Origin of the sequence: Pseudomonas sp. AA-38 (assembly GCF_029457475.1) — a bacterium.
GTDB lineage: Bacteria > Pseudomonadota > Gammaproteobacteria > Pseudomonadales > Pseudomonadaceae > Aquipseudomonas.
Genome location: NZ_CP120359.1, coordinates 463,315 through 485,826 on the forward strand (window position 1 = coordinate 463,315; position 22,512 = coordinate 485,826).

Annotated in this window: 27 protein-coding genes; 10 read left to right on the plus strand and 17 right to left on the minus strand. The window is 64.0% G+C overall.

What is annotated here, in order from left to right; translation table 11 throughout:
- Positions 1-211: 211 nt before the first annotated feature.
- From PVE35_RS02090 to PVE35_RS02110, 5 genes are all read left to right on the plus strand, one after another.
- Entirely contained in the window at positions 212-1,912 is a 1,701-nt protein-coding gene (locus PVE35_RS02090; protein WP_268180868.1) for a histidine kinase N-terminal 7TM domain-containing protein, read from the plus strand.
- Positions 1,913-1,946: 34 nt separating this feature from the next.
- Positions 1,947-2,957: a class 1 fructose-bisphosphatase gene (locus PVE35_RS02095; RefSeq protein ID WP_268180869.1), complete on the plus strand. Its 1,011-nt coding sequence runs from the start codon at positions 1,947-1,949 to the stop codon at positions 2,955-2,957.
- A complete protein-coding gene (locus PVE35_RS02100) occupies positions 2,957-3,559 on the plus strand; it encodes a DUF924 family protein (protein WP_277373618.1) in 603 nt (200 codons plus the stop codon). The genes PVE35_RS02095 and PVE35_RS02100 overlap by 1 nt, the downstream gene beginning before the upstream one ends.
- Positions 3,560-3,627: 68 nt before the next feature.
- Positions 3,628-3,879, plus strand: a complete 252-nt coding sequence (gene bamE / locus PVE35_RS02105; protein WP_277373619.1) for an outer membrane protein assembly factor BamE — start codon at positions 3,628-3,630, stop codon at positions 3,877-3,879.
- A gap of 11 nt (positions 3,880-3,890) precedes the next feature.
- Positions 3,891-4,433, plus strand: a complete 543-nt coding sequence (locus PVE35_RS02110) for a lipocalin family protein (protein WP_277373620.1) — start codon at positions 3,891-3,893, stop codon at positions 4,431-4,433.
- Positions 4,434-4,493: 60 nt separating this feature from the next.
- Here PVE35_RS02110 and PVE35_RS02115 read toward each other — a convergent pair whose 3' ends face one another.
- The gene (locus PVE35_RS02115; protein WP_277373621.1) at positions 4,494-4,931 is read right to left on the minus strand and encodes a hypothetical protein; all 438 of its coding nucleotides are present in this window, start codon (positions 4,929-4,931) and stop codon (positions 4,494-4,496) included.
- Between the two features lie 79 nt (positions 4,932-5,010).
- On the opposite strand from PVE35_RS02115, the gene pip reads away from it, so the two are divergent.
- Both pip and dtd read left to right on the plus strand, forming a co-directional pair.
- On the plus strand, positions 5,011-5,982 hold the full coding sequence (gene pip / locus PVE35_RS02120; RefSeq protein ID WP_277373622.1) for a prolyl aminopeptidase: 972 nt from the start codon (positions 5,011-5,013) through the stop codon (positions 5,980-5,982).
- Positions 5,979-6,416 (plus strand): D-aminoacyl-tRNA deacylase, encoded by a 438-nt coding sequence (gene dtd / locus PVE35_RS02125; RefSeq protein WP_277373623.1) that lies wholly within the window; start codon positions 5,979-5,981, stop codon positions 6,414-6,416. The genes pip and dtd overlap by 4 nt, the downstream gene beginning before the upstream one ends.
- 6 nt (positions 6,417-6,422) lie before the next feature.
- On the opposite strand, the gene PVE35_RS02130 is transcribed toward dtd, so the two are convergent.
- The 9 genes from PVE35_RS02130 to ubiE form a co-directional block, all read right to left on the minus strand.
- Entirely contained in the window at positions 6,423-7,133 is a 711-nt protein-coding gene (locus PVE35_RS02130) for a 16S rRNA (uracil(1498)-N(3))-methyltransferase (RefSeq protein ID WP_268180876.1), read from the minus strand.
- On the minus strand, positions 7,130-7,924 hold the full coding sequence (tatC, locus tag PVE35_RS02135; protein ID WP_268180877.1) for a twin-arginine translocase subunit TatC: 795 nt from the start codon (positions 7,922-7,924) through the stop codon (positions 7,130-7,132). Before tatC ends, PVE35_RS02130 begins: the two co-directional genes overlap by 4 nt.
- The gene (gene tatB, locus PVE35_RS02140; RefSeq protein WP_277373624.1) at positions 7,921-8,259 is read right to left on the minus strand and encodes a Sec-independent protein translocase protein TatB; all 339 of its coding nucleotides are present in this window, start codon (positions 8,257-8,259) and stop codon (positions 7,921-7,923) included. The genes tatC and tatB overlap by 4 nt, the downstream gene beginning before the upstream one ends.
- Before the next feature lie 3 nt (positions 8,260-8,262).
- Positions 8,263-8,496 (minus strand): twin-arginine translocase TatA/TatE family subunit, encoded by a 234-nt coding sequence (tatA, locus tag PVE35_RS02145; RefSeq protein WP_268180879.1) that lies wholly within the window; start codon positions 8,494-8,496, stop codon positions 8,263-8,265.
- Positions 8,497-8,518: 22 nt separating this feature from the next.
- Entirely contained in the window at positions 8,519-8,854 is a 336-nt protein-coding gene (locus tag PVE35_RS02150) for a phosphoribosyl-ATP diphosphatase (protein WP_268180880.1), read from the minus strand.
- Entirely contained in the window at positions 8,847-9,245 is a 399-nt protein-coding gene (hisI, locus tag PVE35_RS02155) for a phosphoribosyl-AMP cyclohydrolase (protein ID WP_268180881.1), read from the minus strand. Before hisI ends, PVE35_RS02150 begins: the two co-directional genes overlap by 8 nt.
- Positions 9,246-9,315: 70 nt before the next feature.
- On the minus strand, positions 9,316-10,899 hold the full coding sequence (gene ubiB, locus PVE35_RS02160; protein ID WP_277373625.1) for a ubiquinone biosynthesis regulatory protein kinase UbiB: 1,584 nt from the start codon (positions 10,897-10,899) through the stop codon (positions 9,316-9,318).
- Positions 10,896-11,513, minus strand: a complete 618-nt coding sequence (locus PVE35_RS02165; protein WP_277373626.1) for an SCP2 sterol-binding domain-containing protein — start codon at positions 11,511-11,513, stop codon at positions 10,896-10,898. The genes ubiB and PVE35_RS02165 overlap by 4 nt, the downstream gene beginning before the upstream one ends.
- Positions 11,513-12,283 carry a bifunctional demethylmenaquinone methyltransferase/2-methoxy-6-polyprenyl-1,4-benzoquinol methylase UbiE gene (gene ubiE / locus PVE35_RS02170; protein ID WP_268180887.1) on the minus strand — a complete coding sequence of 257 codons (771 nt, stop codon included), beginning with the start codon at positions 12,281-12,283 and terminating at the stop codon, positions 11,513-11,515. The genes PVE35_RS02165 and ubiE overlap by 1 nt, the downstream gene beginning before the upstream one ends.
- A 147-nt stretch (positions 12,284-12,430) precedes the next feature.
- Here ubiE and PVE35_RS02175 point away from each other — a divergent pair, with 147 nt between their 5' ends.
- The 3 genes from PVE35_RS02175 to PVE35_RS02185 all read left to right on the plus strand — a co-directional run bounded on the left by PVE35_RS02175 (position 12,431) and on the right by PVE35_RS02185 (position 14,246).
- Positions 12,431-12,706: a polyhydroxyalkanoic acid system family protein gene (locus PVE35_RS02175; RefSeq protein ID WP_268180888.1), complete on the plus strand. Its 276-nt coding sequence runs from the start codon at positions 12,431-12,433 to the stop codon at positions 12,704-12,706.
- A 228-nt stretch (positions 12,707-12,934) separates the two neighbouring features.
- Entirely contained in the window at positions 12,935-13,381 is a 447-nt protein-coding gene (locus tag PVE35_RS02180; protein WP_268180889.1) for a phasin family protein, read from the plus strand.
- Positions 13,382-13,391: 10 nt separating this feature from the next.
- On the plus strand, positions 13,392-14,246 hold the full coding sequence (locus PVE35_RS02185; protein WP_277373627.1) for a phasin family protein: 855 nt from the start codon (positions 13,392-13,394) through the stop codon (positions 14,244-14,246).
- Between the two features lie 89 nt (positions 14,247-14,335).
- Here the strand turns inward: PVE35_RS02185 and PVE35_RS02190 are convergent, their stop codons facing one another.
- The 7 genes from PVE35_RS02190 to hslV form a co-directional block, all read right to left on the minus strand.
- The gene (locus PVE35_RS02190) at positions 14,336-14,950 is read right to left on the minus strand and encodes a TetR/AcrR family transcriptional regulator (RefSeq protein WP_268180892.1); all 615 of its coding nucleotides are present in this window, start codon (positions 14,948-14,950) and stop codon (positions 14,336-14,338) included.
- 69 nt (positions 14,951-15,019) lie between these two features.
- Entirely contained in the window at positions 15,020-16,702 is a 1,683-nt protein-coding gene (gene phaC, locus PVE35_RS02195) for a class II poly(R)-hydroxyalkanoic acid synthase (protein WP_277373628.1), read from the minus strand.
- Positions 16,703-16,922: 220 nt separating this feature from the next.
- Entirely contained in the window at positions 16,923-17,777 is an 855-nt protein-coding gene (phaZ, locus tag PVE35_RS02200; protein WP_268180896.1) for a poly(3-hydroxyalkanoate) depolymerase, read from the minus strand.
- A gap of 153 nt (positions 17,778-17,930) precedes the next feature.
- Positions 17,931-19,610: a class II poly(R)-hydroxyalkanoic acid synthase gene (gene phaC, locus PVE35_RS02205; protein ID WP_277373629.1), complete on the minus strand. Its 1,680-nt coding sequence runs from the start codon at positions 19,608-19,610 to the stop codon at positions 17,931-17,933.
- A 292-nt stretch (positions 19,611-19,902) separates the two neighbouring features.
- Positions 19,903-20,274, minus strand: coding sequence for a DUF971 domain-containing protein (locus PVE35_RS02210; RefSeq protein WP_277373630.1), 372 nt, complete (start codon positions 20,272-20,274; stop codon positions 19,903-19,905).
- An 83-nt stretch (positions 20,275-20,357) separates the two neighbouring features.
- Positions 20,358-21,698 (minus strand): HslU--HslV peptidase ATPase subunit, encoded by a 1,341-nt coding sequence (gene hslU / locus PVE35_RS02215; protein WP_268180901.1) that lies wholly within the window; start codon positions 21,696-21,698, stop codon positions 20,358-20,360.
- A gap of 48 nt (positions 21,699-21,746) precedes the next feature.
- Entirely contained in the window at positions 21,747-22,277 is a 531-nt protein-coding gene (gene hslV, locus PVE35_RS02220; RefSeq protein ID WP_024306625.1) for an ATP-dependent protease subunit HslV, read from the minus strand.
- Positions 22,278-22,512 lie beyond the last annotated feature (235 nt).

A 22,512-nucleotide genomic window follows, 5' to 3' on the forward strand; every position in this document is an offset into this window, starting at 1 on the left:
GATGGCAAACAGCACCTGCCTGGCCGGCGCTTTTGCAGTATCTTAGGCGGCGTTCGCGATCATGCTTGCAGGTCGTCGCTACAGGCGCTGATCCGGGAACCCGTTCCGGGCATCGCGCCCCTTATCCTTCGGTCTGGAAAGCCAGCTTGTCCACGTTGATTCGCACCGTCGCTCGCACCGCTGGCCGCTGCCATTTCGCAGAGGTGCGCTGATGTACGCCTGCATGACCTCGGGCTGGTCGCCTTCACCCCCCGTTCTGGTCACCTCGCTGGTGTGCTTCGGCGTCATCCTGCTGGCGCACTGGATGAGTCGCCAGCGCGATTTTCCTGGGCGCGACAGTTTCATCCTGCTGCACCTTTCCAGCCTCTGGTGGATGGCCTGCGCATCGCTGGAACTGAGCATGATGGCCGCCGATTGCAAGATGTTCTGGGCCTCTGTTGCCTGGCTGGGGATTCTCTTCACGCCCACCTTCTGGGCGGTGTTCCTCTGGCAGTACGTCAACAGCGTGCGCCGGCCGATGCCGCGCCTGGGCATGCTGGCGCTGAGCCTGGTGCCGCTGCTGGTATGGGGCGCGGCATTGAGCAACCCCTGGCATGGCCTGTTCTACCTCGCCGACAGCGCCCCCATCGACGATACGCCAGGCGCGCCGGTGCGCTACGTGCACGGCCCGCTGTTCTATGCCACCGCCGCCTACGTCTACCTGCTGATGGCCTTCTGCATGGGCGTGGTGGTGCGCGCGGCGCTACTCAGCAAGGGCCTGCATCGCCGTCATTATCTGGGCTTCGTGCTGGTCACCGCCGCGCCTTGGGCGGCCAATATCGCCTACGTGGTGTTCGGCTGGACGGTCTTCGGCATCGACCCCACCTCGTTCTGCTTCGCCTTCACCCTGGTCGCCTTCGCCTGGCTGATCGTCGGTGCGCGCCTGTTCGATCTATTGCCGGTGGCACGCCATCTGCTGCTGGAGGCGCTGATCGACCCGGTGCTGGTGATCGACCCGCGCGGGCGGGTAATCGAGGCCAACCCGGCCGCGCTGAAACTGGCTAGCCTGACACAGGGTTGGCAGGGCCGGTCTCTGGCCGACTGGCCCGTGTTCGGCAGTGACCTGCATCATCTGCTGCAAGCGCAGGGCAACGAGGCCGGCGAGCAGATGCTGACCTTGACCAGCGCCGCGCGCTATTACGAAGTGCGGGTGCGCGGCATCGAGCGCATCACCCGCCATGGCCCCGTGCTGCTGGGGCGCATGCTCTACGTGCGCGATGTGACCCAGCGCCACCTGGCCAAGCTCAAGCTGGCCGAGGCACTGGCGCTGAGCGAGGAACGCCTGCGCACCATCTCGCTGCTGCACGAACAACTGCGCGAGCAGGCGCTGTGCGACCCCCTGACCGGCCTCTACAACCGCCGCTACCTGGACGAGTTCTTCGACCGTGAACACGCCCGGGTGCAGCGCGAGAACCTGCCCCTGGCCCTGGCGCTGATCGACCTCGATCACTTCAAGCGGCTCAATGACGAATGTGGTCACCTGGTTGGTGACGACGTACTCAAGGCTGTCGCCCAGCATCTGCTGGAGAACCTGCGCAGCACCGACGCGGTCTTTCGCATTGGCGGCGAGGAGTTCCTGCTGATCATGCCTGGGGTCGATAGCAGCGAGGCCCGCTCGCGTCTGCAGGCGCTCTGCGCGCAGCTAGCCAGCCGAGCGCTGCCCACCCGGGGCGGCGATCAGCGTGTCACCTTGTCTGCCGGCCTGGCGCACTGGCCATTGCAGGGGCAGCGTCTGGACGAGCTGTTGCAGGTGGCCGATGCGGCCTTGTACGAGGCCAAGCGCAGCGGGCGCAACCGGGTCTGCTGCCAGTTGTCGAGCAGCGAATCCCACCATCCATCCCAGCAGGCAGCATTGCCCGGCGACTCGGGTTAAACTGCGCGGGTTTTTTCCCTTTCCGGAGCCATCCATGTCCCGTGTCACCCTCAGCCGCTACCTGATCGAGCAGACTCGCAGCCACAACACCCCGGCCGACCTGCGTTTCCTTATCGAAGTCGTGGCGCGGGCCTGCAAGGCGATCAGCCACCAGGTTTCCAAGGGGGCCCTCGGCGGCGTACTGGGCAGCCTGGACAGCGAGAACGTGCAGGGTGAGGTGCAGAAGAAGCTCGACGTGATCTCCAACGAGATCCTCCTCGAAGCCAACGAGTGGGGCGGCCACCTGGCCGGCATGGCCTCCGAGGAAATGGACAACGCCTACCAGATTCCCGGCAAGTATCCGAAAGGTGCCTACCTGCTGGTGTTTGACCCGCTGGACGGCTCCAGCAACATCGACGTCAACGTCTCGGTGGGTACCATCTTCTCCGTGCTGCGCTGCCCGGATAACCTGCAAGGCGAAAGCGGCGACCTGGGCGAAGAAGCCTTCCTGCAGCCGGGCACCGAGCAGGTCTGTGCCGGTTATGCCATCTACGGCCCGCAGACCATGCTGATGCTGACCCTGGGTAATGGTGTCAAAGGCTTTACCCTGGATCGCGAGTTGGGCAGCTTCGTGCTCACCCACGACAACATCAAGGTGCCGGAATCCACCAAGGAATTCGCCATCAACATGTCCAACCAGCGCCACTGGGAAGCGCCAGTGCAGCGTTACGTCTCCGAACTGCTGGCCGGCGAAACCGGCCCGCTGGGGCGCAACTACAACATGCGCTGGATCGCCTCGATGGTGGCTGACGTGCACCGTATCCTCACCCGTGGCGGCATCTTCATGTACCCGTGGGATGCCCGTGAGCCGGACAAACCGGGCAAGCTGCGCCTGATGTACGAGGCCAACCCGATGTCGATGATCATCGAACAGGCCGGTGGTGCCGCCACCGATGGCAGCCAGCGCATCCTCGATATTCAGCCCACTTCCCTGCACCAGCGGGTGCCGGTTTTCCTCGGCTCCAAGGAAGAAGTGCTGCGCATCACTGCCTACCATCGCAGCTAATGAACGCTTGGCAGCCGCTGCTCGACTGGTGGTTCGGTGCTGCTGATGCCCCGGCCAGCGAGGTGGCGGCAGCGCGCCGAGGCCTGTGGTTCGGCAAGCGCGACAGCCAGGATCGTGAGGCCAGCGAGCGCTTTGGCGCCTGGGTCGAGCAGGCACTGGCCGGTGAGCTGCACGGCTGGGACGAGAATCCGCAGGGCTGGCTGGCGCAGTTGATCCTGCTCGACCAGCTTCCGCGTATGATCTTTCGCGACACGCCGCGGGCCTTTGCCGGCGACGCCCTGGCTCGTCCCTTGCTGGAGGCCGGGCTGGCGCGAGGCTGGGATGGCGAGCTGGCACCGATCCAGCGGGTGTTCGCCTATCTGGTGTTCGAGCATGCCGAAGACCTGCATCTGCAGCAGCGCGCGGTGGCGCTGTTTCGCGCGCTGCTGGAGCAGGCCGAGGGAGCGGAGCGGGCCACCTTCGCGGATTTTCTCGATTATGCCGAACGCCATCTGCGCGTGATCGAGCGCTTTACCCGCTTCCCCCATCGCAACGTCATCCTCGGTCGCGCTTCCACGGACGCGGAACTGGCCTTCCTGCGGGAACCCGGTTCGAGTTTCTAACTCCAAGCGGGCAAGTCGCCGCAGGCTATGCCAAGCTTGCTGGCATCTTCCCATCAGGAGTTTCACCCATGTCCAAGCGCGCTTTCGTCTTGCTTACCTGCTGTCTGCTCGCTGCCTGCAACAAGGTCAACCAGGAAAACTACGCCAAGCTCGAGGCCGGCATGAGCAAGGCCGAGGTGGAGCACCTGCTCGGCGCACCGGAAGAATGCGCAGGCGCACTGGGGATGACCAGTTGCACTTGGGGCGACGACAAGGCCTATATCAGCGTCCAGTACGCCGGAGACAAGGTGATGATGTTCTCCGGCAAGGGGCTCAAGTAACAGGAGATCTCATGCGTTCCATCCTCATTGCCGGCGCCATGCTGGCCCTCGTCGGCTGCGCCAATTCCGGCACCGGCCCGGCGGCCGTCGAGCCACCCGAAACCGTGCAGGTCGACCTGCAGCGCTACCAGGGCACCTGGTACGAGCTGGCGCGACTGCCAATGTTCTTCCAGCGCAATTGCGTGCAATCCGAGGCCCACTACGACCTGCGCGAGGATGGCCGCATCGATGTCACCAACCGCTGCCGCGACGCGGACGGCGAGTGGATCGAGGCCAAGGGCACGGCCGAGCCGCAGGTTCCGGGCCGTACCGACAAGCTCTGGGTGCGTTTCGACAACTGGGTCAGCAAGATTCTGCCGATCAAGGGTGACTACTGGGTGCTGTACCACGACGATGACTACCGCGTGGCGCTGGTCGGCCACCCTGAGCGCAAGTACCTGTGGTTGCTGTCACGCACCCCCGAAGTGGATCAGGCGACTCGCGACAAACTGCTCAGCGTGTCCCGCGAGCAGGGCTACGACACCTCCGAGCTGATCTGGCGCAAGGCCGATTGAGAGCTGGGTAGCCCGGATGCAATCCGGGAACGATCTGCGGATTGCATCCGGGCTAGGTGGTCACTGCCAATTCAGGCGCGCGAGCTTCCATTCGCCGTCATCGAGCCACCACTCCAGCTTCACCGAGTAGTGCCGCGCGCTGTCGGGGATCAAACCTTCCGCACCGGTCAGGCCGACCTGCGCTTCGGTGTAGCCCTTGTTGCTGATGGCCGGGTCGATCCAGCTATTCTTGCCCAGGGCGATCACCTTGACGTTCTTGTGGCGCAGGAAGAGCAAGGTCATGGTGCGTTTGGCCCAGTCGCGATCGAGTTCCTGCTGGGCCTTGAAGTCAGGGTGCAACTGCTCCAGCACCGCCCCGTTGCGCTTGGCTTCGAGGTTGTCCTGGAGCTGTTGAACGGCTGCTTCCAGGGCGGCCTGTGGGTCGTCCTTGGCGCCGCAGGCGACAAGCAAAAATGTGCAGAAAAGCAGCAGAGGGGCGAGTAGAAGTCTGGCTGACATGCTGAACGTCCTTTTCATGGTTATGATGCCTGGCAGAGTGCAATACGGTTGTCGCCGCCCACCTGCCAGGAGCCTAACCATGCAGACTTTGTATCCGGAGATCAAACCCTATGCCCGCCACGAGTTGGCGGTCGAGCCGCCCCATGTGCTCTACGTCGACGAGAGCGGCTCGGCGGACGGGTTGCCGGTGCTGTTCATCCATGGTGGCCCGGGCGCTGGTTGCGATGCCGCCAGCCGGCGTTATTTCGACCCCAATCTCTACCGCATCGTCACCTTCGACCAGCGCGGTTGTGGTCGCTCCACGCCACACGCCAGCCTGGAGAACAACACCACCCAGGCGCTGATCGCCGATATCGAGCGCATCCGCGAGCACCTGGGGATAGACCGCTTCGTGCTGTTCGGCGGCTCCTGGGGTTCGACCCTGGCGCTGGCCTACGCCCAGGCGCACCCGCAGCGCGTACTTGGCTTGATCCTGCGTGGCATCTTTCTGTGCCGGCCGCAGGAGTTTCACTGGTTCTACCAGGAGGGCGCCAGCCGCCTGTTTCCCGATTACTGGGAGGACTATGTGGCGCCCATTCCGGCGGAGGAGCGCGGCGACCTGATGCAGGCTTTCTACAAGCGCCTGACCGGCGCCGACCAGATTGCCCAGATGCACGCGGCCAAGGCCTGGTCGACCTGGGAAGGCCGCACGGCCACCCTACGCCCCAACCCGCAGGTGGTCGACCGTTTCAGCGAGGCGCACCGGGCGCTGTCCATCGCCCGGATCGAGTGTCACTACTTCGTCAACGACGCCTTCCTCGAACCCGACCAGTTGCTCCGCGATATGCCTAAGATTGCCCATCTGCCGGGCATCATCGTGCATGGCCGTTACGACGTGATCTGCCCCCTGGACAATGCCTGGGCGCTGCACCAGGCCTGGCCCAACAGCGAGCTGCAGATCATCCGCGATGCCGGCCACTCGGCGGCCGAACCGGGCATCACCGATGCCCTGGTGCGCGCCGCCGAACAAATGGCCAGACGCCTGCTCGACCTGCCGCCGGAGGATGCATGAAGCTGCTGATCCAGCGCGTCAGTGCTGCCAGGGTTGAAGTCGAAGAGGAGGTGGTGGGCAGCATCGACCAGGGCCTGCTGGCGCTGGTCGGCATCGAGCCACAGGACGATCAGGCCAGCCTGACGCGCGCTCTGCACAAGCTGCTCAACTACCGGGTGTTCAGTGACGAAGCGGGCAAGATGAACCTTTCGCTCAAGGATGTTGGCGGCGGCCTGCTGCTGGTCTCGCAGTTCACCCTCGCGGCGGATACCAAAAGCGGCATGCGCCCCAGCTTCTCCAGTGCCGCGTCACCGGCGCAGGGGGCGGCGCTGTTCGACGGGTTGGTCGAGCTGGCGCGCGCTCAGCACCCGCAGGTTGCGACCGGGCGCTTTGGCGCCAATATGCAGGTGCATCTGGTCAATGACGGGCCGGTAACCTTCCTGCTGGAGGTGTAGGAGCGTTTAGAACAACCTGGCCAGCAACACCGGCACGGCGGTTTCCACTCTTAGAATGCGTTCACCGAGTTGCACCGGCTGCAGGCCTGCGGCTTCGCGCAGCAGTTCGACTTCATAGGGAATCCAGCCACCTTCCGGGCCGATGGCCAGGGTCACGGGCTCCTCGAGCGCGCGCGGGCAGGCCGGGTAGTCGCCGGGGTGGCCGACCAGGCCGAGGGTGCCCGCCGCCAGCGCCGGCAGGCGATCCTCGACGAAGGGCTTGAAGCGTTTCTCGATGCTCACTTCGGGCAGAACGGTATCGCGCGCCTGCTCCAGGCCGAGGATCAACTGCTCGCGGATTTCCTCGGGGTGCAGGAAGGGCGTCTGCCAGAAGCTTTTCTCCACCCGGTAACTGTTGACCAGTACGAGGCGCGGCACGCCCATGCTGGCGATGGTCTGCAGGGTGCGCTTGAGCATCTTCGGGCGGGGCAGGGCGAGGATCAGGGTCAGCGGCAGCTTGGCCGGCGGCGCCTGGGTCAGTTCGACCGCCAGTTCGGCGCTGTCGGCATCCAGGCTGAGCAAGTGCCCTTCGCCCATCAGGCCACCAAGGCGACCGACCCGCAGGCGGTCGCCGGCCTCGGCCCGATGCACCTCATGCAGATGCTTGAGGCGCCGGCCACTGAGACGCACGCGATCGACGCCGATGAAGTCGGCGTCTTCCAGCAGCAGCAGGTTCACGATAGCGGCGCGGGTGGCTGGTCTTCGGGCTTGGCTTCTTCCTCGGCCTCTTGCTCATCGCGCTTGCGTTTGACCAGCGCGCCAGCCAGCAGGCCGCTCTCGAACAGCAACCACATGGGTACGGCCAGCAGCGTCTGCGAGAACACGTCCGGCGGTGTCAGCAGCATGCCGACCACGAAGCAGCCGACGATCACGTAGGGACGGCTCTTGCGCAGGGTGGCCACGTCGACCAGGCCGATCCAGATCACCAGGAAGGTGGCAATGGGAATCTCGAAGGCCACGCCGAAGGCGAAGAATAGGGTGAGGACGAAATCCAGGTACTGACCGATGTCGGTCATCATCGCCACCCCTTCCGGGGTCACGCTGGCGAAGAAGCCGAACATGATCGGGAACACCACGAAATAGGCGAAGGCCATGCCGGCGTAGAACAGGAAAATGCTGGAGATCAGCAGCGGCACGGCGATGCGCTTTTCATGGGTGTACAGCCCCGGCGCGATGAAGCCCCAGGCCTGGTGCAGGATTACCGGCATGCCGAGGAACAGTGCGCACATCAGCGTCAGTTTGAAGGGCGTGAGGAAGGGTGAGGCGACGCCCGTGGCGATCATCGTCGCGCCTGCCGGCAGGTAGGCGCGTAGCGGCGCCGCCACCAGGGCGTAGATGTCCTGGGCGAAGTAGAACAGGCCGGCGAAGATCAGCAGGATGATCACCACGCAGCGCAACAGGCGCGTGCGCAGTTCGGTCAGGTGGGAGACCAGGGGCATTTCCTGGTCGGCGTCCGTATGTCGGCTCATGGCTGGGGCGTCTTGTCCTGGGGCGGCTGAGGCGTGTCGGCAGGGGGCTGGCTGGCCTGTTGATCAGGCTTGTCGACCAGCGAGCCGGTCAACCCCTGTTTCATTGCCTGCATCTCCCGCTCCAGTTCGAGAATCCGCTCGTTGTGCAACTGACGGCGAATCTCGTCGGCGCCGATCTCCCGTTCCACTTCGGCCTTGATCGAGTGGAAGCTGCGCTTGATTCGCCCCACCCATAGGCCGGCCGTGCGCACGGCCCCTGGTAAACGCTCGGGGCCCAGTACCACCAGAGCAACCAGGCCGACCAGCAGCAGTTCGGTGAAACCGATGTCGAACATGGCTCAGTCTTTCTTCGCTGGCTCTTCGACCTTGCGTGCCTGGGCGTCGATGGTCTGGCCCTTGGCGTCTTCCACACCCGGCTTGTCGGCCTCGGCGTTGTCCATCGACTTGCGGAAGCCCTTGATCGCATCACCCAGATCCGAGCCTAGATTCTTCAGGCGCTTGGTGCCGAACAGCATGACCACGATAAGCAGGATGATCAGGAGTTGCCAGATGCTGATACCGCCGAAACCCATGATGAGTTCTCCGTTGTGAAAGTTATTCGGATTGCGGGCGCGCGGCTTTTTCCGCGTGACCGGAGAGGCCGAAACGGCGATCCAGTTCGTCCAGCACGGCCTGCGGGTGCTGGCCGAGGGCGGCGAGCATGACCAGGCTATGGAACCACAGGTCGGCGGTTTCGTAGATCAGATCCTTGCAGTCACCGCTGGTGGCGGCGTCCTTGGCGGCGAGGATGGTTTCCACCGACTCCTCGCCGACCTTTTCCAGAATCTTGTTCAGGCCCTTGTGATAGAGGCTGGCGACATAGGAGCTGTCGGGGGCTGCGCCCTTGCGCGCCTCCAGCACGTCGGCCAGGCGGCTCAGGGTGTCACTCATGGCTGTGTCCTGCATAGATGGCGTGCGGGTCTTTGAGTACGGCGTCGACGGTCTTCCAGGCACCGTTCTCGTATACCCGGTAGAAGCAGCTCTCGCGCCCGGTGTGGCAGGCGATGCCGCCCAGTTGCTCGACCAACAGCACGATGACATCGGCGTCGCAGTCCAGGCGCAGTTCGTGCAGTTTCTGCACATGGCCGGACTCCTCGCCCTTGCGCCACAGCTTGCCACGCGAACGTGACCAGTAGATGGCACGCTGTTCGTTGACGGTGAGGGCGAGGGATTCACGGTTCATCCAGGCCATCATCAGGATGCGGCCGGTCTGGTGATCCTGGGCGATGGCCGGCACCAGGCCGTCTTCGTTCCAGTGGATTTCGTCGAGCCAATCGTTCATCGGTGTTCCAATTCTGCCGGCGTTGCCGGGCTGTCGATTCGCCAAGTGTGCCAGTGCTACGACCTACTGGCTATCGGCGCAGTACCAGATAGAGACCGCCGCCGAGCATCAACCAGGCAGGCCAGGCGGCCAGCAGTGGCGCCAGGCCTTGCACGGCGCCGGCACCGATCAGCGCGGCGCCGAGCAGGCGCAGTGGCCATTGTGCGCTCTGCGCCGGCGCCTGGACAGTGGGGGGCTGTTGCAGACGCTCCAGGGTATCGCGGGCGATCTGCGACAGATGGGGCACCTGTTCGGCCTGTTGCTGCAGGTTGCGCAGCAGGTGCAGGGGGCTGACGCGCTCGCGCATCCAGCGTTCGAGGAAGGGCTGCGCGGTGCTCCACAGGTCGAGATCCGGGTAGAGCTGGCGACCGAGGCCTTCGATATTGAGCAGGGTCTTCTGCAGCAGCACGAGTTGCGGCTGCACTTCCATGTTGAAGCGTCGCGCGGTCTGGAACAGACGCAGCAGCAACTGGCCGAAGGAGATGTCCTTCAACGGCTTCTCGAAGATCGGCTCGCACACGGTACGAATCGCCGCCTCGAACTCGTTGACCTTGGTTTCCGCCGGCACCCAGCCCGAGTCGATATGCAGTTGCGCCACCTTGCGGTAGTCGCGCTTGAAGAAGGCGATCAGGTTGCGCGCCAGGTAGTCCTGATCCTCGTCGGTGAGGCTGCCGACGATGCCGCAGTCGATGGCGATGTACTGCGGGCTCCAGGGCGTGCGGGTGCTGACGAAGATGTTGCCGGGGTGCATGTCGGCATGGAAGAAGCTGTCGCGGAACACCTGGGTGAAGAAGATCTCCACGCCGCGCTCGGCCAGCAGCTTCATGTCGGTGCGCTGGTCGGCCAGGGTGGCCAGGTCGGTGACCGGGATGCCGTAGATGCGCTCCATCACCAGCACCTGGTGGCGGCACAGATCCCAGTACACCTGAGGCACGTAGAGCAGGGGCGAGCCCTCGAAGTTGCGCCGCAACTGGCTGGCGTTGGCCGCCTCGCGCAGCAGGTCGAGTTCGTCGTAGATGGTCTTCTCGTAGTCGCTGACCACTTCCACCGGGCGCAAGCGGCGGGCGTCGGCCGACACCTTCTCAGCGATGCGGGCGAGCAGGAACAGCCAGGCCAGATCCTGGCGGATCACCGGCTTGAGGCCGGGACGTACCACCTTGACCACCACTTCTTCGCCGCTTTTCAGCCGTGCAGCGTGCACCTGGGCCACCGAGGCCGAGGCCAGCGGCTGGCTGTCGAAGCGGGCGAAGACTTCGCTGACCGGCGCGCCGAGCTGACGCTCGATCAGGGCGATGGCCTGATCTTCGGGGAAGGGCGGCACACGATCCTGCAGATGCGCCAACTCGTCGGCGATATCCGGCGGCAGCAGGTCACGACGGGTAGAGAGCAACTGGCCGAACTTGATGAAGATCGGCCCCAGATCCTCCAGCGCCAGGCGCAGGCGTGCACCGCGTGAGAGGGCGAGTGGCTTGCGCGGCAGCCAGCGCCAGGGCAGCAGCCAGGACAGCGCGCGGAGCCACACCGGCAACGGCAGTTCGAGGAGCAATTCATCCAGTTGGTAGCGGATGACTACACGTTGGATACGGAGCAGGCGGCGAACGGCGAGCAGCTTCATGCGTCGGGCTTATGGGCAGAAGTGAGGCGCTCGATGCGTGCTTCCAGGCGGTCGAGGGCGAGTTTGAGTTGATCCAGCTCGGCGAAGCGCACATCGGCCTCACGCTGGCCGACCAGGGTGCGCGATTCTTCGGCCAGGTAGTCGGCCAGATCCTGCTTGAGGCTGGCGGCGCCGTTCGTGGCCAGGTTCACGCGGCTGCGCAGGTGGCCGGCGAGCAGGGTGGTGGCCAGCGGGCCGAGCCAGCGCGAGACTTCGTATTCCCAGTCCAGTTCCAGATCCTGAAGGATGCCAGCCAGTTGCATGAGCACGCCACTGTCGCCATCGAGCGAGACTTCGGGGGCGTGCAGCACGGCGGTCTTGTCGCGGCTGAGGGCCAGGCGAGCCAGGCTGGCGGCTGGCGCCGTGAGCGTGCAGTCGGCGGGTGCGTGCCACTGGGATGCCAGTTGCAGACCTTCGCCGCTGGGCAGGATGAACAGCTCCAGTGTCGGGCTCTGGCACTGCACGGCGATGACCTTGCCGGCCAGTGCGTGCAGGCGTGGCAACGCCGTGCCGTCGAGGCGCAGGACGCGGTTTAGCCCCATTTCGACGCCGGCCAGCAAGCCCGTCATCAGCATCAGGGTTTGATGCCGCGGTGCAGGGCGACGATGCCGCCGGTCATGTTGTGGTAGGTGACGCGCTCGAAGCCGGCGTCGACCATCATCGCCTTGAGGGTTTCCTGATCCGGATGCATGCGGATCGACTCGGCGAGGTAGCGGTAGCTGTCGGCATCGTTGGTGATCAACTTGCCAGCCAGCGGCATGAAGCTGAACGAGTAGGTGTCATAGACCTTGGCCAGCAGCGGGTTGCCGGGCTTGGAGAACTCCAGCACCAGCAGGCGGCCGCCGGGCTTGAGCACGCGCAGCATGGAGCGCAGGGCGTCTTCCTTGTGGGTGACATTGCGCAGGCCGAAGGCGATGGTGACCACATCGAAGTGGTTGTCGGGGAACGGCAGCTTCTCGGCATCGGCCTGGACGAACTGCACGTTGCCGGCCACACCCTTGTCCAGCAGGCGATCACGACCAACCTTGAGCATGGAGTCGTTGATATCGGCCAGCACCACTTGCCCGGTCGGGCCGACGATGCTGGAGAACTTGCGGGTCAGGTCGCCCGTGCCGCCGGCGATATCCAGCACGCGATTGCCTGGACGCACACCGGAGAGTTCGATGGTGAAGCGCTTCCACAGGCGATGCAGGCCGCCGGAGAGCACGTCGTTCATCAGGTCGTACTTGGCCGCCACCGAGTGGAAGACTTCGGCCACCTTCTCCGCCTTCTGGCTTTCCGGCACGTCCTGGAAGCCGAAGTGGGTGGTGGGTTCATGCTCCTGGGCCTTGCGTGGATCGCTCATGTCGCTCTCACCGGGTAGAAAACCGTCCCATTCTAAAGCCGCCTGCCGCCTTTGTCTTGCCTGGGTGCCAGGTGGGTTGGCGGGCTGGTAGAGTGCTGTGACTTCATGCCGCAGCGTTGCGGCGCCTGCCTGTTTCAAGGAGTTGTCATGTCCCGCATTCGTGTCGAACGATCCCATACCCTCGGTCGCGAGGCCGCCCGCGAAAAGGCCGAGCGCCTGGCCGAGCGCCTGGCCAGCGAGTACGACGTGCGCTACCGCTGGAATGGCGACACCCTGGAGTTCAAACGCAGTGGCGCCGATGGCCAGATCGAGGTGGGCGAAGACAGCGTGCGTGTCGAGGTCAAGCTCGGCCTGTTGCTGTCGGCCATGGGCGGGATGATCCAGCGCGAGATCGAACAGGCATTGGACAAATCACTGGCTTAGCAGCAGCTACAAGCTGCAAGCCACAAGTTTCAAGTAAGAGCAAAAGCGATACGGAGTTGTTGATAGGCTTCGGGCGGCTTGCAGCTATTTTGGCTTTTAACTTGAAACTTGCGGCTTGAAGCTTGCCGTTGCTCTTAGTATGCGATTTCTAATTTTTCTTCATAGGCTGTGCTCAAGCCTGCACTCCGTGGGCGTTTCCGCTAACTGTCACAGCGCGTGAGGTGCACCATGTCGAAAGTTGCCGTGAAGAAAAAAACCCAAGCCGTGGTCGAAGACAAGCCGGGTCTGTTCGACGACGTGAAGGGCTATGCCCGCAAGATCTACCTCGCGGGCCTGGGGGCCTACGCCAAGGCGGGTAGTGAAGGCGCCGAGTACTTCAAGGAGCTGGTGAAGGCCGGCGAAAGCGTCGAGACCAAGGGCAAGAAACTGGTTGACGATCAGGTCGAAGCGGCCAACAGCCAGATCGAGTCGGTCAAGCAGTCGGTCAACAGTAACGTGACCAGCGTCAAGGGTAAGGTCGAAGTTCAGCTCGACAAGATCGAGAAGGCTTTCGATACTCGGGTGGCTGCTGCGCTCAATCGCATCGGCATTCCCTCCAAGCAGGATGTCGAGCTGCTCTCTGCTAAGTTGGACGAGCTGAGTGCGTTGCTCGAACACGTCGCGCGTACCAAGTAAGGAGATCAGGATGGCTGTTAAGAAGAAAACCGAAAAGCAGACCAGCTCCTGGATCGGCGAGGTCGAGAAATACTCGCGCCAGATCTGGTTGGCAGGCCTGGGCGCCTATTCCAAGATCAGCAAGGACGGCACCAAGCTGTTCGATACGCTAGTCAAGGACGGCGAGAAGGCCGAGAAACAGGCCAAGACCGAAGTCGATAAGCAGGTGGATGCGGTGAAAACCAGCGTCGGCTCCCGTGTCGACACTGCCAGATCCAAGGTCGACGAGGTCAAGGGCAAGGCCTTCGGCAAGTGGAGCGAGCTGGAAGAGGCGTTCGACAAGCGTCTGAACAATGCCATCTCGCGTTTGGGCGTGCCCAGCCGTAACGAAGTGAAGGCGCTCAATGACAAGGTCGACAGCCTGACCAAGCAACTGGAGAAGCTGACCGGCGTTTCCGCCAAGTCGGTGGCCAAGCCTGCGCCGAAAGCTGCCGCCAAACCGGCTGCCAAAGCGGCCCCGAAAACCACTGCCAAGGCTGCTCCGAAGGCGGCAGCCAAGCCTGCGGCGAAGGCACCGGCCAAGACCGCCGCCGCCAAACCCGCGGCCAAGGCTCCGGCCAAAGCGGCTGCGGCCAAGCCTGCTGCGAAGCCGGCCGCCAAGGCCGCAGCGAAACCCGCTGCCAAGCCAGCCGCTGCCGCCAAGCCGGCGACCACAGCAGCCAAGCCTGCGGCCAAACCGGCTGCGAAGAAGCCAGCAGCGAAAAAACCTGCCGCGCCCAAGGCTGCCGCGCCGAAACCGGCAGCCCCGGCTGCTGCTACCCCGGCAGCAGCACCGGCTCCGGCTGCTTCTCCGGCCACTCCAGCCACTCCAGCCACGCCGTCCTGAGTTTCTCGGGACTGAAACGCCCGGCCTAGTGCCGGGCGTTTGCGTTTCTATTTGCAGGGTGCGCCATGCGCACCAGCCGGCAAGGCGTCTCAGGCTTCCAGATAACGCTGTGCCAGTTGCTCGACGGTGCCGCGTGCAGGCTGCATGAGGTGGGGGGCGACCAGCATCATGATCTGGTAGACCACCAGGCGCACTTCACCTTCCTGGCCGAGAATGCGTTGGTAATCCAGCGAGAACAGCAGGGTCAGGGTGATCTGCTCCACCAGTTGCCCGAGGGCGCGGGTGTCGCTGGCTAATTGCCCTTCGGCCATCAACCGCGCCAGCAGCGCCGCCAGGGTACGCTTGAGGGCGTTCAACCAGTGACGAATGCCGCGCGCCAGTTTTGGCAGGCGCCCGGCCAGGTTGGACAGATCCTGGAAAAGAAAGCGGTACTGCGCCAGGCGCTCGACGATCAGGTGCAGGAACAGCCAGTACTCCTCCACATCCAGGCGGGCATCGGCCGGCGGGTCGAGCAGCGGCGCCATCTCGGCTTGGAAGCGCTCGAACAGCTCCAGCACCAGCGGCTCCTTGCCATGGAAGTGGTAGTAGAGGTTACCGGGGCTGATCTCCAGTTCGTTGGCGATTTCCAGCGTGGAGACATTGGGCTCGCCCTGCTCGTTGAACAACTGCAGGGCGGTGTGCAGGATGCGCTCGCGGGTTTTCATCCGTCTCTTCTTGTTCTGTACGTCTGGGGGCTGACGCTAGCCTGGTCGGCCTGAGGCCGACCCTGAGTTTCAGCGGATATGCACGTAGTTGCCAGGGGCCGCTTCCATGGGGGGGTGCTTGGCGCCGCCCAGTATCAGCAGGGTATCGCGCTGTTCGCCGGAGCGCGCCTGGATCCATTCCAGCCACTGCGGCCACCAACTGCCTTGCTGGTGCAGGGCCTCATGGAGCCAGGCACGCGGATCCGAACTGAGCTTGGGGTTTTCGTAGTAATTGGCCTTGGGATTGCCCGGCGGGTTGAGAATGCTCTGGATATGGCCGCTGTTGGAGAGGATGAAGCGGCGATTGCCACCCAGTAGCAGGGTGGAGCGGTACACGGCGTCCCAGGGCGTGATGTGATCGTTGATGCCGGCCACGCTGAAGCTGTCGAGGTTGACCTTGCTCAGATCTACCGGCGTGCCGCACACCTCCAGGGCACCGGCGCGGGTCAGCGGGTTGTGCTTGAAGAAGTCGATCAGGTCGCCGTGCAGGGCCGCCGGCAGGCGGGTGCTGTCGTTGTTCCAGTAGAGGATGTCGAAGGCCGGCGGCTGCTTGCCGAGCAGGTAGTTGTTGATCCAGTAGTTCCAGATCAGGTCGTTGGGGCGCATCCAGGCGAACACGCGGGCCATGTCGCGGCCGTCTAGCACGCCGTTCTGGTAGGAGCGGCGCTTGGCCGATTCCAGGGTTTCCTCGTCAGCGAAGAGCATGGCCGGGCTGTCGATCTGGCTGTCCATCAGGCTGACCATGTAGGTGGCGCTGCTGACCTTGCGCAGTTGCCGGCGTGCCTGCAGATGCCCTTGCAGGGCGGCGATGGTCAGGCCGCCGGCACAGGCGCCGAGCAGGTTGACGTCCTTGCTGCCGGTGATGGCGCGGCAGGCGTCGATGGCCTCCTCGACGGCCTGCACGTAACTCGACAGCCCCCACTCGCGGTGGCGCGGGTCGGGGTTGCGCCAACTGATCATGAAGGTTTGCAGGCCGTTCTTCAGGGCGTACTGGACGAAGCTCTTGTCGCTGGAAAGGTCGAATATGTAGTACTTGTTGATCTGTGGCGGCACGATCAGCAGCGGGCGCAGGTACTGCTTCTCGCTCATCGGCTTGTACTGGATCAGCTCCAGCAGTTCGTTGCGAAATACCACGGCGCCCGGCGTGGCGGCCAGGTTGCGGCCCACCTCGAAGGCATGCTTGCTGACCTGGCTGGGCAGGCCGTCGTTGTGCAGCAGATCCTCGACCAGGTGGCGCAGGCCGCTGAACAGGCTGCTACCGCCAGTGTTGAACAACTCCTTGAGTGCCAGCGGGTTGAGCAGGCTATTGGACGGTGACAGGGCGTCGCTGAGCAGAGCGGCGAGAAAGCGCGCACGGGCGCGGTCATCGGCGGGTAGGTCGCTCTCCTCGATCCAGGCATTGAGCTGCTTCTGCCAGGCCAGGTAGGCCTGTAGGCCGCGCTTGTAGAAGGGGTTGAGGTGCCAGGTGGGGTCGGCGAAACGGGCATCGTGCGGATTGGGCTTGTGCAGGGTATCGCCGAGTAGAACACGACCCAGTTGACTGCCGAAGGCCAGTAGGTGGCGGGCGTTGTGCAACGGGTTGCGCAGGCTGTGGCCGGCCAGCAGGCGCACGGTGGAGAGCAGGTCGCGGCCGCGGATGCCGACCACTGCACTCTGGGCGTTGATGAAACTGGCGGGGGCGGGCAGACCACCAGTATTGTTTTTGTCTCGCATGGGGCAACACTCCGTCGTCAAACCGTCTAGAGACCTTCAGGGTGCCGGGGGCGCCGAACGCTCACCAGCTTGCCCAGCAAGCCTTGTACCAGACGCGCAGGAAGTGCATTCCAGACGGCCGCGTCGAAAATGCAAAAGGCCGCTGGCGGCCTTTGCGTCGAGCTGTCAGACCATCGCGCACTCCCGTGGTGCGGTCAAGTCATCCCGCTGCGCCCAGCGCTCAATGGCGGATGGGCGTTGGCTGCGGGTGCATCACCGCGCGATGCCGTTCCTCCTCGAGGAATTTCATGATGATCGGTGCCACGGCTTCGGCGCGCGTCACCAGGAACAGGTGGCCGTCGTCAATGATGTGCAGCTCGGCGTTGGGGATGCGCCAGGCCAGCAGGCGCATGTTGATCAGCGGGATCAAGGGGTCGTCGTCGCCGGCCATCACCAGGGTGGGTTGGCGAATCTTGTGCAGCCAGTGGATGCTGGTCCAGCCGAGGCCGGCGAACAGTTGCCAGTAGTAGCCCATCTTGCCGCCCGAGCGCACCTTGCTGGCATGCGCCATGGCCAGCTTGGGGTCACGACGGAAGGCACCGCCGTAGATGTCCGGGGCGATGCGCACACCGTAAGAGGGCTGTACGTAGCGCCGTGGACTGGCCATGCGCCAGAGCACCTTGGGTTTGCCCGGCACCATCACCGCGCCGGCCGAAGTGGCCGCGAGGATCAGCTTCTTGCAACGCTCCGGGTAGTCGTGAGCGAACTGCTGTGCCAGGGCTCCGCCCCAGGACACGCCGATGGCGTTGACCTGGCCATAGTCGAGGTAATCGAGCATGCGCGCCGCCAGCTTGGCCAGCCCCGGGAAGCGATAGGGTGTGGCCGGCGTAGAGGAGCCACCGACACCGGGCACATCGAAGGCAATCACTTCCATGTCCGGGTCGAGTGCCCGGACGAAGGGCATGACCAGCTCCAGGTTGGCGCCGATGCCGTTGAAGATCAGCAGCGGCACCAGTTGCCCGTTACCGGGGCGTACCGCGGTGCGGATGGTCTGCCCATCGAGGTCGATGGTGCGGAAGACGAATGGTTGCGGCATGGGCGCAGCCCCTATCGAGTTGAGCGCTGGAGCCGACCGTCCTGGCCGCTTCCAGAATGACCAGGCCAGGCCTGGTTCGCCGCGCCCGGCCAGGCCGTCGTGGCGTGCAGCACTCCCCTGTGCTGCGTGCAAGGTTGCACCGGGCGCGAGCGATCAGCGCTCGTGCACGTAGGTACCCGGCGAGGCTTCGCCGGCCGGGTATTTCTTGTTGCCCAGGCTGGTGGGGCTGCCCTTGATCTTGCCCGAGCGCTCGGCCAGCCACTTCTGCCAATGCAGCCACCAGGAGTCGGCATTCTTGGTCGCGTTCTCCTGCCAGGCTGCCGGGTCGTAAGGCATTTCACTGTTGGTCAGGTAGCGCGCCTTGGGGTTGCCGGGCGGGTTGAGGATGCTCTGGATATGGCCGCTGTTGGACAGGACGAACTCGCACTTGCCACCGAACAGCAGTGCCGACTTGTAGCAGGACTTCCACGGCGTGATGTGGTCGCTGGTGCCGGCTACGCAGAAGAAATCGCAGGTGACCTGCTTGAGGTCGATGGGCGTGCCGCAGACCTCCAGGGCGCCGCTGCGGGTCAACGGGTTGGTCTGGAACATCTCGATGAATTCGCCGTGCAGGGCGGCGGGCAGGCGCGTGGTGTCGTTGTTCCAGTAGAGGATATCGAACACCGGCGGTTCGTTGCCGAGCAGGTAGTTGTTGACCCAGTAGTTCCAGATCAGGTCGTTGGGGCGCATCCAGGCGAACACCTTGGCCATGTCGCTGCCTTCCAGCACGCCGCTTTGATAGGAGCGGCGCTTGGCGACTTCCAGGGTCTTCTCGTCGGCGAACAGCGCGACCTGAGTGTCGAGTTGGGTGTCGAGCACGCTGACCAGCAGGGTCAGAGCATTGACCTTCTGCTCGCCGAGGGCGGCGTAATGGCCGAGCAGGGAGGCGGTGGTCAGGCCACCGGAGCAGGCACCGAGCATGTTGACGTCCTTGCTGCCGGTGATGGCGCAGACCACGTCGATGACCTCCTTGAGGGCCTCGATGTAGGTGGACAGGCCCCATTCGCGCTGCGCCTTGGTCGGGTTGCGCCAACTGACGATGAAGGTCTGCACCTGGCTGCGCAGGAGAAAGCGCGCCAGGCTCTTCTCCGGCGACAGGTCGAAGACATAGAACTTGTTGATCTGCGGTGGTACCACCAGCAACGGGCGTTCATGCACGCTCTCGGTGATTGGCTGGTACTGGATCAGTTCCAGCACGTCGTTGCGAAACACCACTGCGCCGTCGGTGGTGGCCAGGTTCTTGCCGACCTCGAAGGCCGCCATGTTCACCTGGCTGGGCATGCCGCCGTTGTGCACCAGATCCTTGGCCAGGTGCGAGAGGCCGTCGAGTAGGCTCTTGCCGCCGGTCTCGAAGAAGCGCTTGACCGCCGCCGGGTTGGCCATGCTGTTGGAGGGCGCCATGGCTTCGGTCATCAGGTTGATGACGAAGTGGCCGCGGCTGGCGTCCTGCTCCGACAGCGAGCTGTGCTCGATCCAGTCGTGCAGCTCCTTGCGCCAGGCCAGGTAGGTCTGCAGGTAGCGGCGGTACAGGGGGTTCTGGCTCCAGGCCGGATCACTGAAACGGCGGTCGCCTTCCTCGGGTGTGAGTTCGGACTGGCCGAGCAGCACGTTCTTCAGTTCGAGGCCGAAATGGGCGACATGCTTGACGCTGTGGAAGGGTTGCTTGAGTGCTTGGGCGAGTACCATGCGGGCAGAGGTCAGAAGATCCTTACCGCGAATACCGATCACCGGGTTGAGTCCCAGTGTGTTTTCCGAAGCCTGGCGCTTCAGGTCTTCGTTGTTCTTCTCACTCATCTACGACGCTCCAATGTCCTGAGGCGCGTACTGGCCGTGCGCTCGGCGAAGCAATGGCCAGGTACTGCTCGGGTTGCCGGGGGCGGATCGAGTCCGCGTCATTCGTTGCATCTGGTTGGGCCAAATGCAGGGAACCTGCCAGTTCCTTGGTTACCCGAGTTTGTGCCGTTAGGCAAGCCGGTCAATGGAGCGGAAGTGTGCCGCGATGGATTAGAAAATGCGCCCTAACTCGCACGATCAGTTCGTCGCCTGCGGGCGCGAAGGCTCTGTGGCGGGGCTTTGCGGTGGGCGTTCAAAGCATCAGGCGGACGACGGATTCGTCAGGGTCGCGCGACTGGCCGGTGGCGGCCAGTTGCGCCAGGTAGTCGGCCCAGAGCTGATCCTGGCGGGTGGCCAGCTCGTAGAGGTAGTCCCAGGTGAACAGGCCGCTGTCATGGCCATCGTCGAAGCACAGTTTCAGTGCATAGTTGCCGGCCGGCTCGATACGCTCGAGGCCGACCTTGAGCTTGCCGGTCTGCAGGATCGGCTTGCCATGCCCCTGCACCTCGGCCGAGGGGGAGTGCACGCGGAGGAACTCGGCGCTGAGCGAATAGCTCTGCTCGCCGTAACGCAGCTCCAGGGTCTTCGATGCCTTGTGCAGTTTGATTGCGCTGGGGATGGGCATGGGGCAGCTCCAAGCTGCAAGCCTCAAGCTACAAGTTCAAGCGGATGGGCTTGCGGCTTGTAGCTTGCAGCTTGCGGCTGTTTTCAGAGGATATAACGCGACAGGTCTTCGTCCTGCGCCAGCTCGCCGAGATGGCCGTTGACGTAGGCGGCGTCGATGCGAATGGCTTGACCATCGTGCTGCGCGGCCAGGTCGGAGGCGGTGAAGGATACCTCTTCGAGCAGGCGTTCGAGCAGGGTGTGCAGGCGCCGCGCGCCGATGTTCTCGGTCTTTTCGTTGACCTGCCAGGCGATCTCGGCCAAGCGCTTGATGCCGTCCTCGGCGAACTCGATGTCCAGCCCCTCGGTCTTCAGCAGCGCGCTGTACTGCTCGGTGAGCGAGGCGTGCGGTTCGCTGAGGATGCGCTCGAAATCCTGCGGGCTCAGCGCCTTGAGCTCGACGCGGATCGGCAGGCGGCCTTGCAGTTCCGGCACCAGATCACTCGGCTTGCTCAGGTGAAACGCGCCACTGGCGATGAACAGGATATGGTCAGTCTTGACCATGCCCAGCTTGGTGTTGACCGTGCAGCCCTCGATCAGCGGCAGCAGGTCGCGCTGTACGCCTTCACGGGAGACGTCGGCACCGCCGGCATTGGCGCGCTTGGCCACCTTGTCGATCTCGTCGATGAAGACGATGCCGTGTTGTTCGACGGCTTCTAGGGCGCGGGCCTTGAGTTCTTCCTCGTTGACCAGGCGCGCGGCTTCTTCGTCACGTACCAGCTTGAGGGCGTCGGCGACCTTGAGCTTGCGGTTCTTCTTCTTGCCCTTGCCGAGGCCGGAGAAGAGGTTCTGCAACTGGCTGGTCATTTCCTCCATGCCCGGTGGGGTCATGATCTCCACGCCCATGGGGGACTCGGCCACCTCGATGTCGATTTCCTTGTCGTCGAGCTGGCCTTCGCGCAGGCGCTTGCGGAATAGCTGACGGGTATTGGAATCCTCGTTGCGCGCCGGCTCGTCACCGAAACCCTGGCGCGCGGGCGGCAGCAAAGCGTCGAGGATGCGTTCCTCGGCGGCGTCCTCGGCGCGGTGGCGCACCTTGGTGATTTCCTGCTCGCGCAGCATCTTCACGGCGGCATCGGCCAGGTCGCGGATGATCGATTCGACATCGCGGCCGACATAGCCGACCTCGGTGAACTTGGTCGCCTCGACCTTGATGAAGGGTGCCCCTGCCAGCTTGGCCAGGCGCCGGGCGATTTCGGTCTTGCCCACGCCAGTGGGGCCGATCATCAGGATGTTCTTCGGCGTGACCTCCTGGCGCAGGTCGGCCGGCAGTTGCATGCGCCGCCAGCGGTTGCGCAGGGCAATGGCCACGGCGCGCTTGGCGTCGTCCTGGCCGATGATGTGGCGGTTGAGTTCGTGGACGATCTCGCGGGGCGTCATGGACATGGAATCGGGCTCGCTATCGAATCTATGAAAGAATTGGACGCTTGGGCCTCACTCGGGCGCGTCCAGTTCCTCGATGGTCTGGTGATGATTGGTGAAGACACAGATGTCGCCGGCGATACCTAGCGCAGTCTCGGCCACCTCGCGGGCGGACAGATCGGTCTTCATCAGCAGGGCGCGCGCGGCGGCCTGGGCGAAGTTGCCGCCGGAACCCATGGCGATCAGACCTTCCTCGGGCTCGACCACGTCGCCGTTGCCGGTGATGATCAGGGAGGCGTCCTTGTTGGCCACCGCCAGCATGGCTTCCAGGCGGCTCAGGCTGCGGTCGGTACGCCAGTCCTTGGCCAGTTCGACGGCGGCGCGTACCAGGTGACCCTGGTGCTTTTCCAACTGGCCCTCGAAACGCTCGAACAGGGTGAAGGCATCGGCGGTGGCTCCGGCGAAGCCGGCCAGCACCTGACCGTGGTAGAGGCGACGCACCTTCTTGGCGTTGCCTTTCATCACGGTGTTGCCCAGGGATACCTGGCCGTCGCCAGCCATCACGACCTTGCCGTGGCGGCGTACTGAAACGATGGTGGTCAAGGGTGAATCTCCACGCTGCGGGGCCAATTGCCCGGATGAAGAATCAGATGGGGTGCTAGTCGCGGCTTTTCAACCAGCGACGGGCTTAACAGGCTGTTGAAAAACTACCTGCGTTGTCTGGCCGTTGTTAAAAACAGCCTCACAATCGAAGATTGAACGCGCTTTAGCGCGGCCCCGCAGGGGTGAGCGAAGCGAATCAAATGCTCATTTACAGCACGTAACCCCGAGTGCGGGC

What these genes read in the sequence shown, in the direction of transcription:
- PVE35_RS02095 (WP_268180869.1), top strand. Translation starts at nt 1,947, where the DNA reads ATGTCCCGTGTCACCCTCAGCCGCTACCTGATCGAGCAGACTCGCAGC.
- phaC (WP_277373629.1), bottom strand. Translation starts at nt 19,610, where the DNA reads ATGAGTGAGAAGAACAACGAAGACCTGAAGCGCCAGGCTTCGGAAAAC.
- PVE35_RS02150 (WP_268180880.1), bottom strand. Translation starts at nt 8,854, where the DNA reads ATGAGTGACACCCTGAGCCGCCTGGCCGACGTGCTGGAGGCGCGCAAG.
- hslU (WP_268180901.1), bottom strand. Translation starts at nt 21,698, where the DNA reads ATGTCCATGACGCCCCGCGAGATCGTCCACGAACTCAACCGCCACATC.
- PVE35_RS02090 (WP_268180868.1), top strand. Translation starts at nt 212, where the DNA reads ATGTACGCCTGCATGACCTCGGGCTGGTCGCCTTCACCCCCCGTTCTG.
- phaZ (WP_268180896.1), bottom strand. Translation starts at nt 17,777, where the DNA reads ATGCCGCAACCATTCGTCTTCCGCACCATCGACCTCGATGGGCAGACC.
- PVE35_RS02190 (WP_268180892.1), bottom strand. Translation starts at nt 14,950, where the DNA reads ATGAAAACCCGCGAGCGCATCCTGCACACCGCCCTGCAGTTGTTCAAC.
- bamE (WP_277373619.1), top strand. Translation starts at nt 3,628, where the DNA reads ATGTCCAAGCGCGCTTTCGTCTTGCTTACCTGCTGTCTGCTCGCTGCC.
- PVE35_RS02115 (WP_277373621.1), bottom strand. Translation starts at nt 4,931, where the DNA reads ATGTCAGCCAGACTTCTACTCGCCCCTCTGCTGCTTTTCTGCACATTT.
- hisI (WP_268180881.1), bottom strand. Translation starts at nt 9,245, where the DNA reads ATGAACGATTGGCTCGACGAAATCCACTGGAACGAAGACGGCCTGGTG.
- tatA (WP_268180879.1), bottom strand. Translation starts at nt 8,496, where the DNA reads ATGGGTTTCGGCGGTATCAGCATCTGGCAACTCCTGATCATCCTGCTT.
- ubiE (WP_268180887.1), bottom strand. Translation starts at nt 12,283, where the DNA reads ATGAGCGATCCACGCAAGGCCCAGGAGCATGAACCCACCACCCACTTC.
- PVE35_RS02185 (WP_277373627.1), top strand. Translation starts at nt 13,392, where the DNA reads ATGGCTGTTAAGAAGAAAACCGAAAAGCAGACCAGCTCCTGGATCGGC.
- phaC (WP_277373628.1), bottom strand. Translation starts at nt 16,702, where the DNA reads ATGCGAGACAAAAACAATACTGGTGGTCTGCCCGCCCCCGCCAGTTTC.
- dtd (WP_277373623.1), top strand. Translation starts at nt 5,979, where the DNA reads ATGAAGCTGCTGATCCAGCGCGTCAGTGCTGCCAGGGTTGAAGTCGAA.
- ubiB (WP_277373625.1), bottom strand. Translation starts at nt 10,899, where the DNA reads ATGAAGCTGCTCGCCGTTCGCCGCCTGCTCCGTATCCAACGTGTAGTC.
- PVE35_RS02110 (WP_277373620.1), top strand. Translation starts at nt 3,891, where the DNA reads ATGCGTTCCATCCTCATTGCCGGCGCCATGCTGGCCCTCGTCGGCTGC.
- tatC (WP_268180877.1), bottom strand. Translation starts at nt 7,924, where the DNA reads ATGAGCCGACATACGGACGCCGACCAGGAAATGCCCCTGGTCTCCCAC.
- PVE35_RS02210 (WP_277373630.1), bottom strand. Translation starts at nt 20,274, where the DNA reads ATGCCCATCCCCAGCGCAATCAAACTGCACAAGGCATCGAAGACCCTG.
- PVE35_RS02165 (WP_277373626.1), bottom strand. Translation starts at nt 11,513, where the DNA reads ATGCTGATGACGGGCTTGCTGGCCGGCGTCGAAATGGGGCTAAACCGC.
- tatB (WP_277373624.1), bottom strand. Translation starts at nt 8,259, where the DNA reads ATGTTCGACATCGGTTTCACCGAACTGCTGCTGGTCGGCCTGGTTGCT.
- pip (WP_277373622.1), top strand. Translation starts at nt 5,011, where the DNA reads ATGCAGACTTTGTATCCGGAGATCAAACCCTATGCCCGCCACGAGTTG.
- PVE35_RS02100 (WP_277373618.1), top strand. Translation starts at nt 2,957, where the DNA reads ATGAACGCTTGGCAGCCGCTGCTCGACTGGTGGTTCGGTGCTGCTGAT.
- PVE35_RS02180 (WP_268180889.1), top strand. Translation starts at nt 12,935, where the DNA reads ATGTCGAAAGTTGCCGTGAAGAAAAAAACCCAAGCCGTGGTCGAAGAC.
- PVE35_RS02175 (WP_268180888.1), top strand. Translation starts at nt 12,431, where the DNA reads ATGTCCCGCATTCGTGTCGAACGATCCCATACCCTCGGTCGCGAGGCC.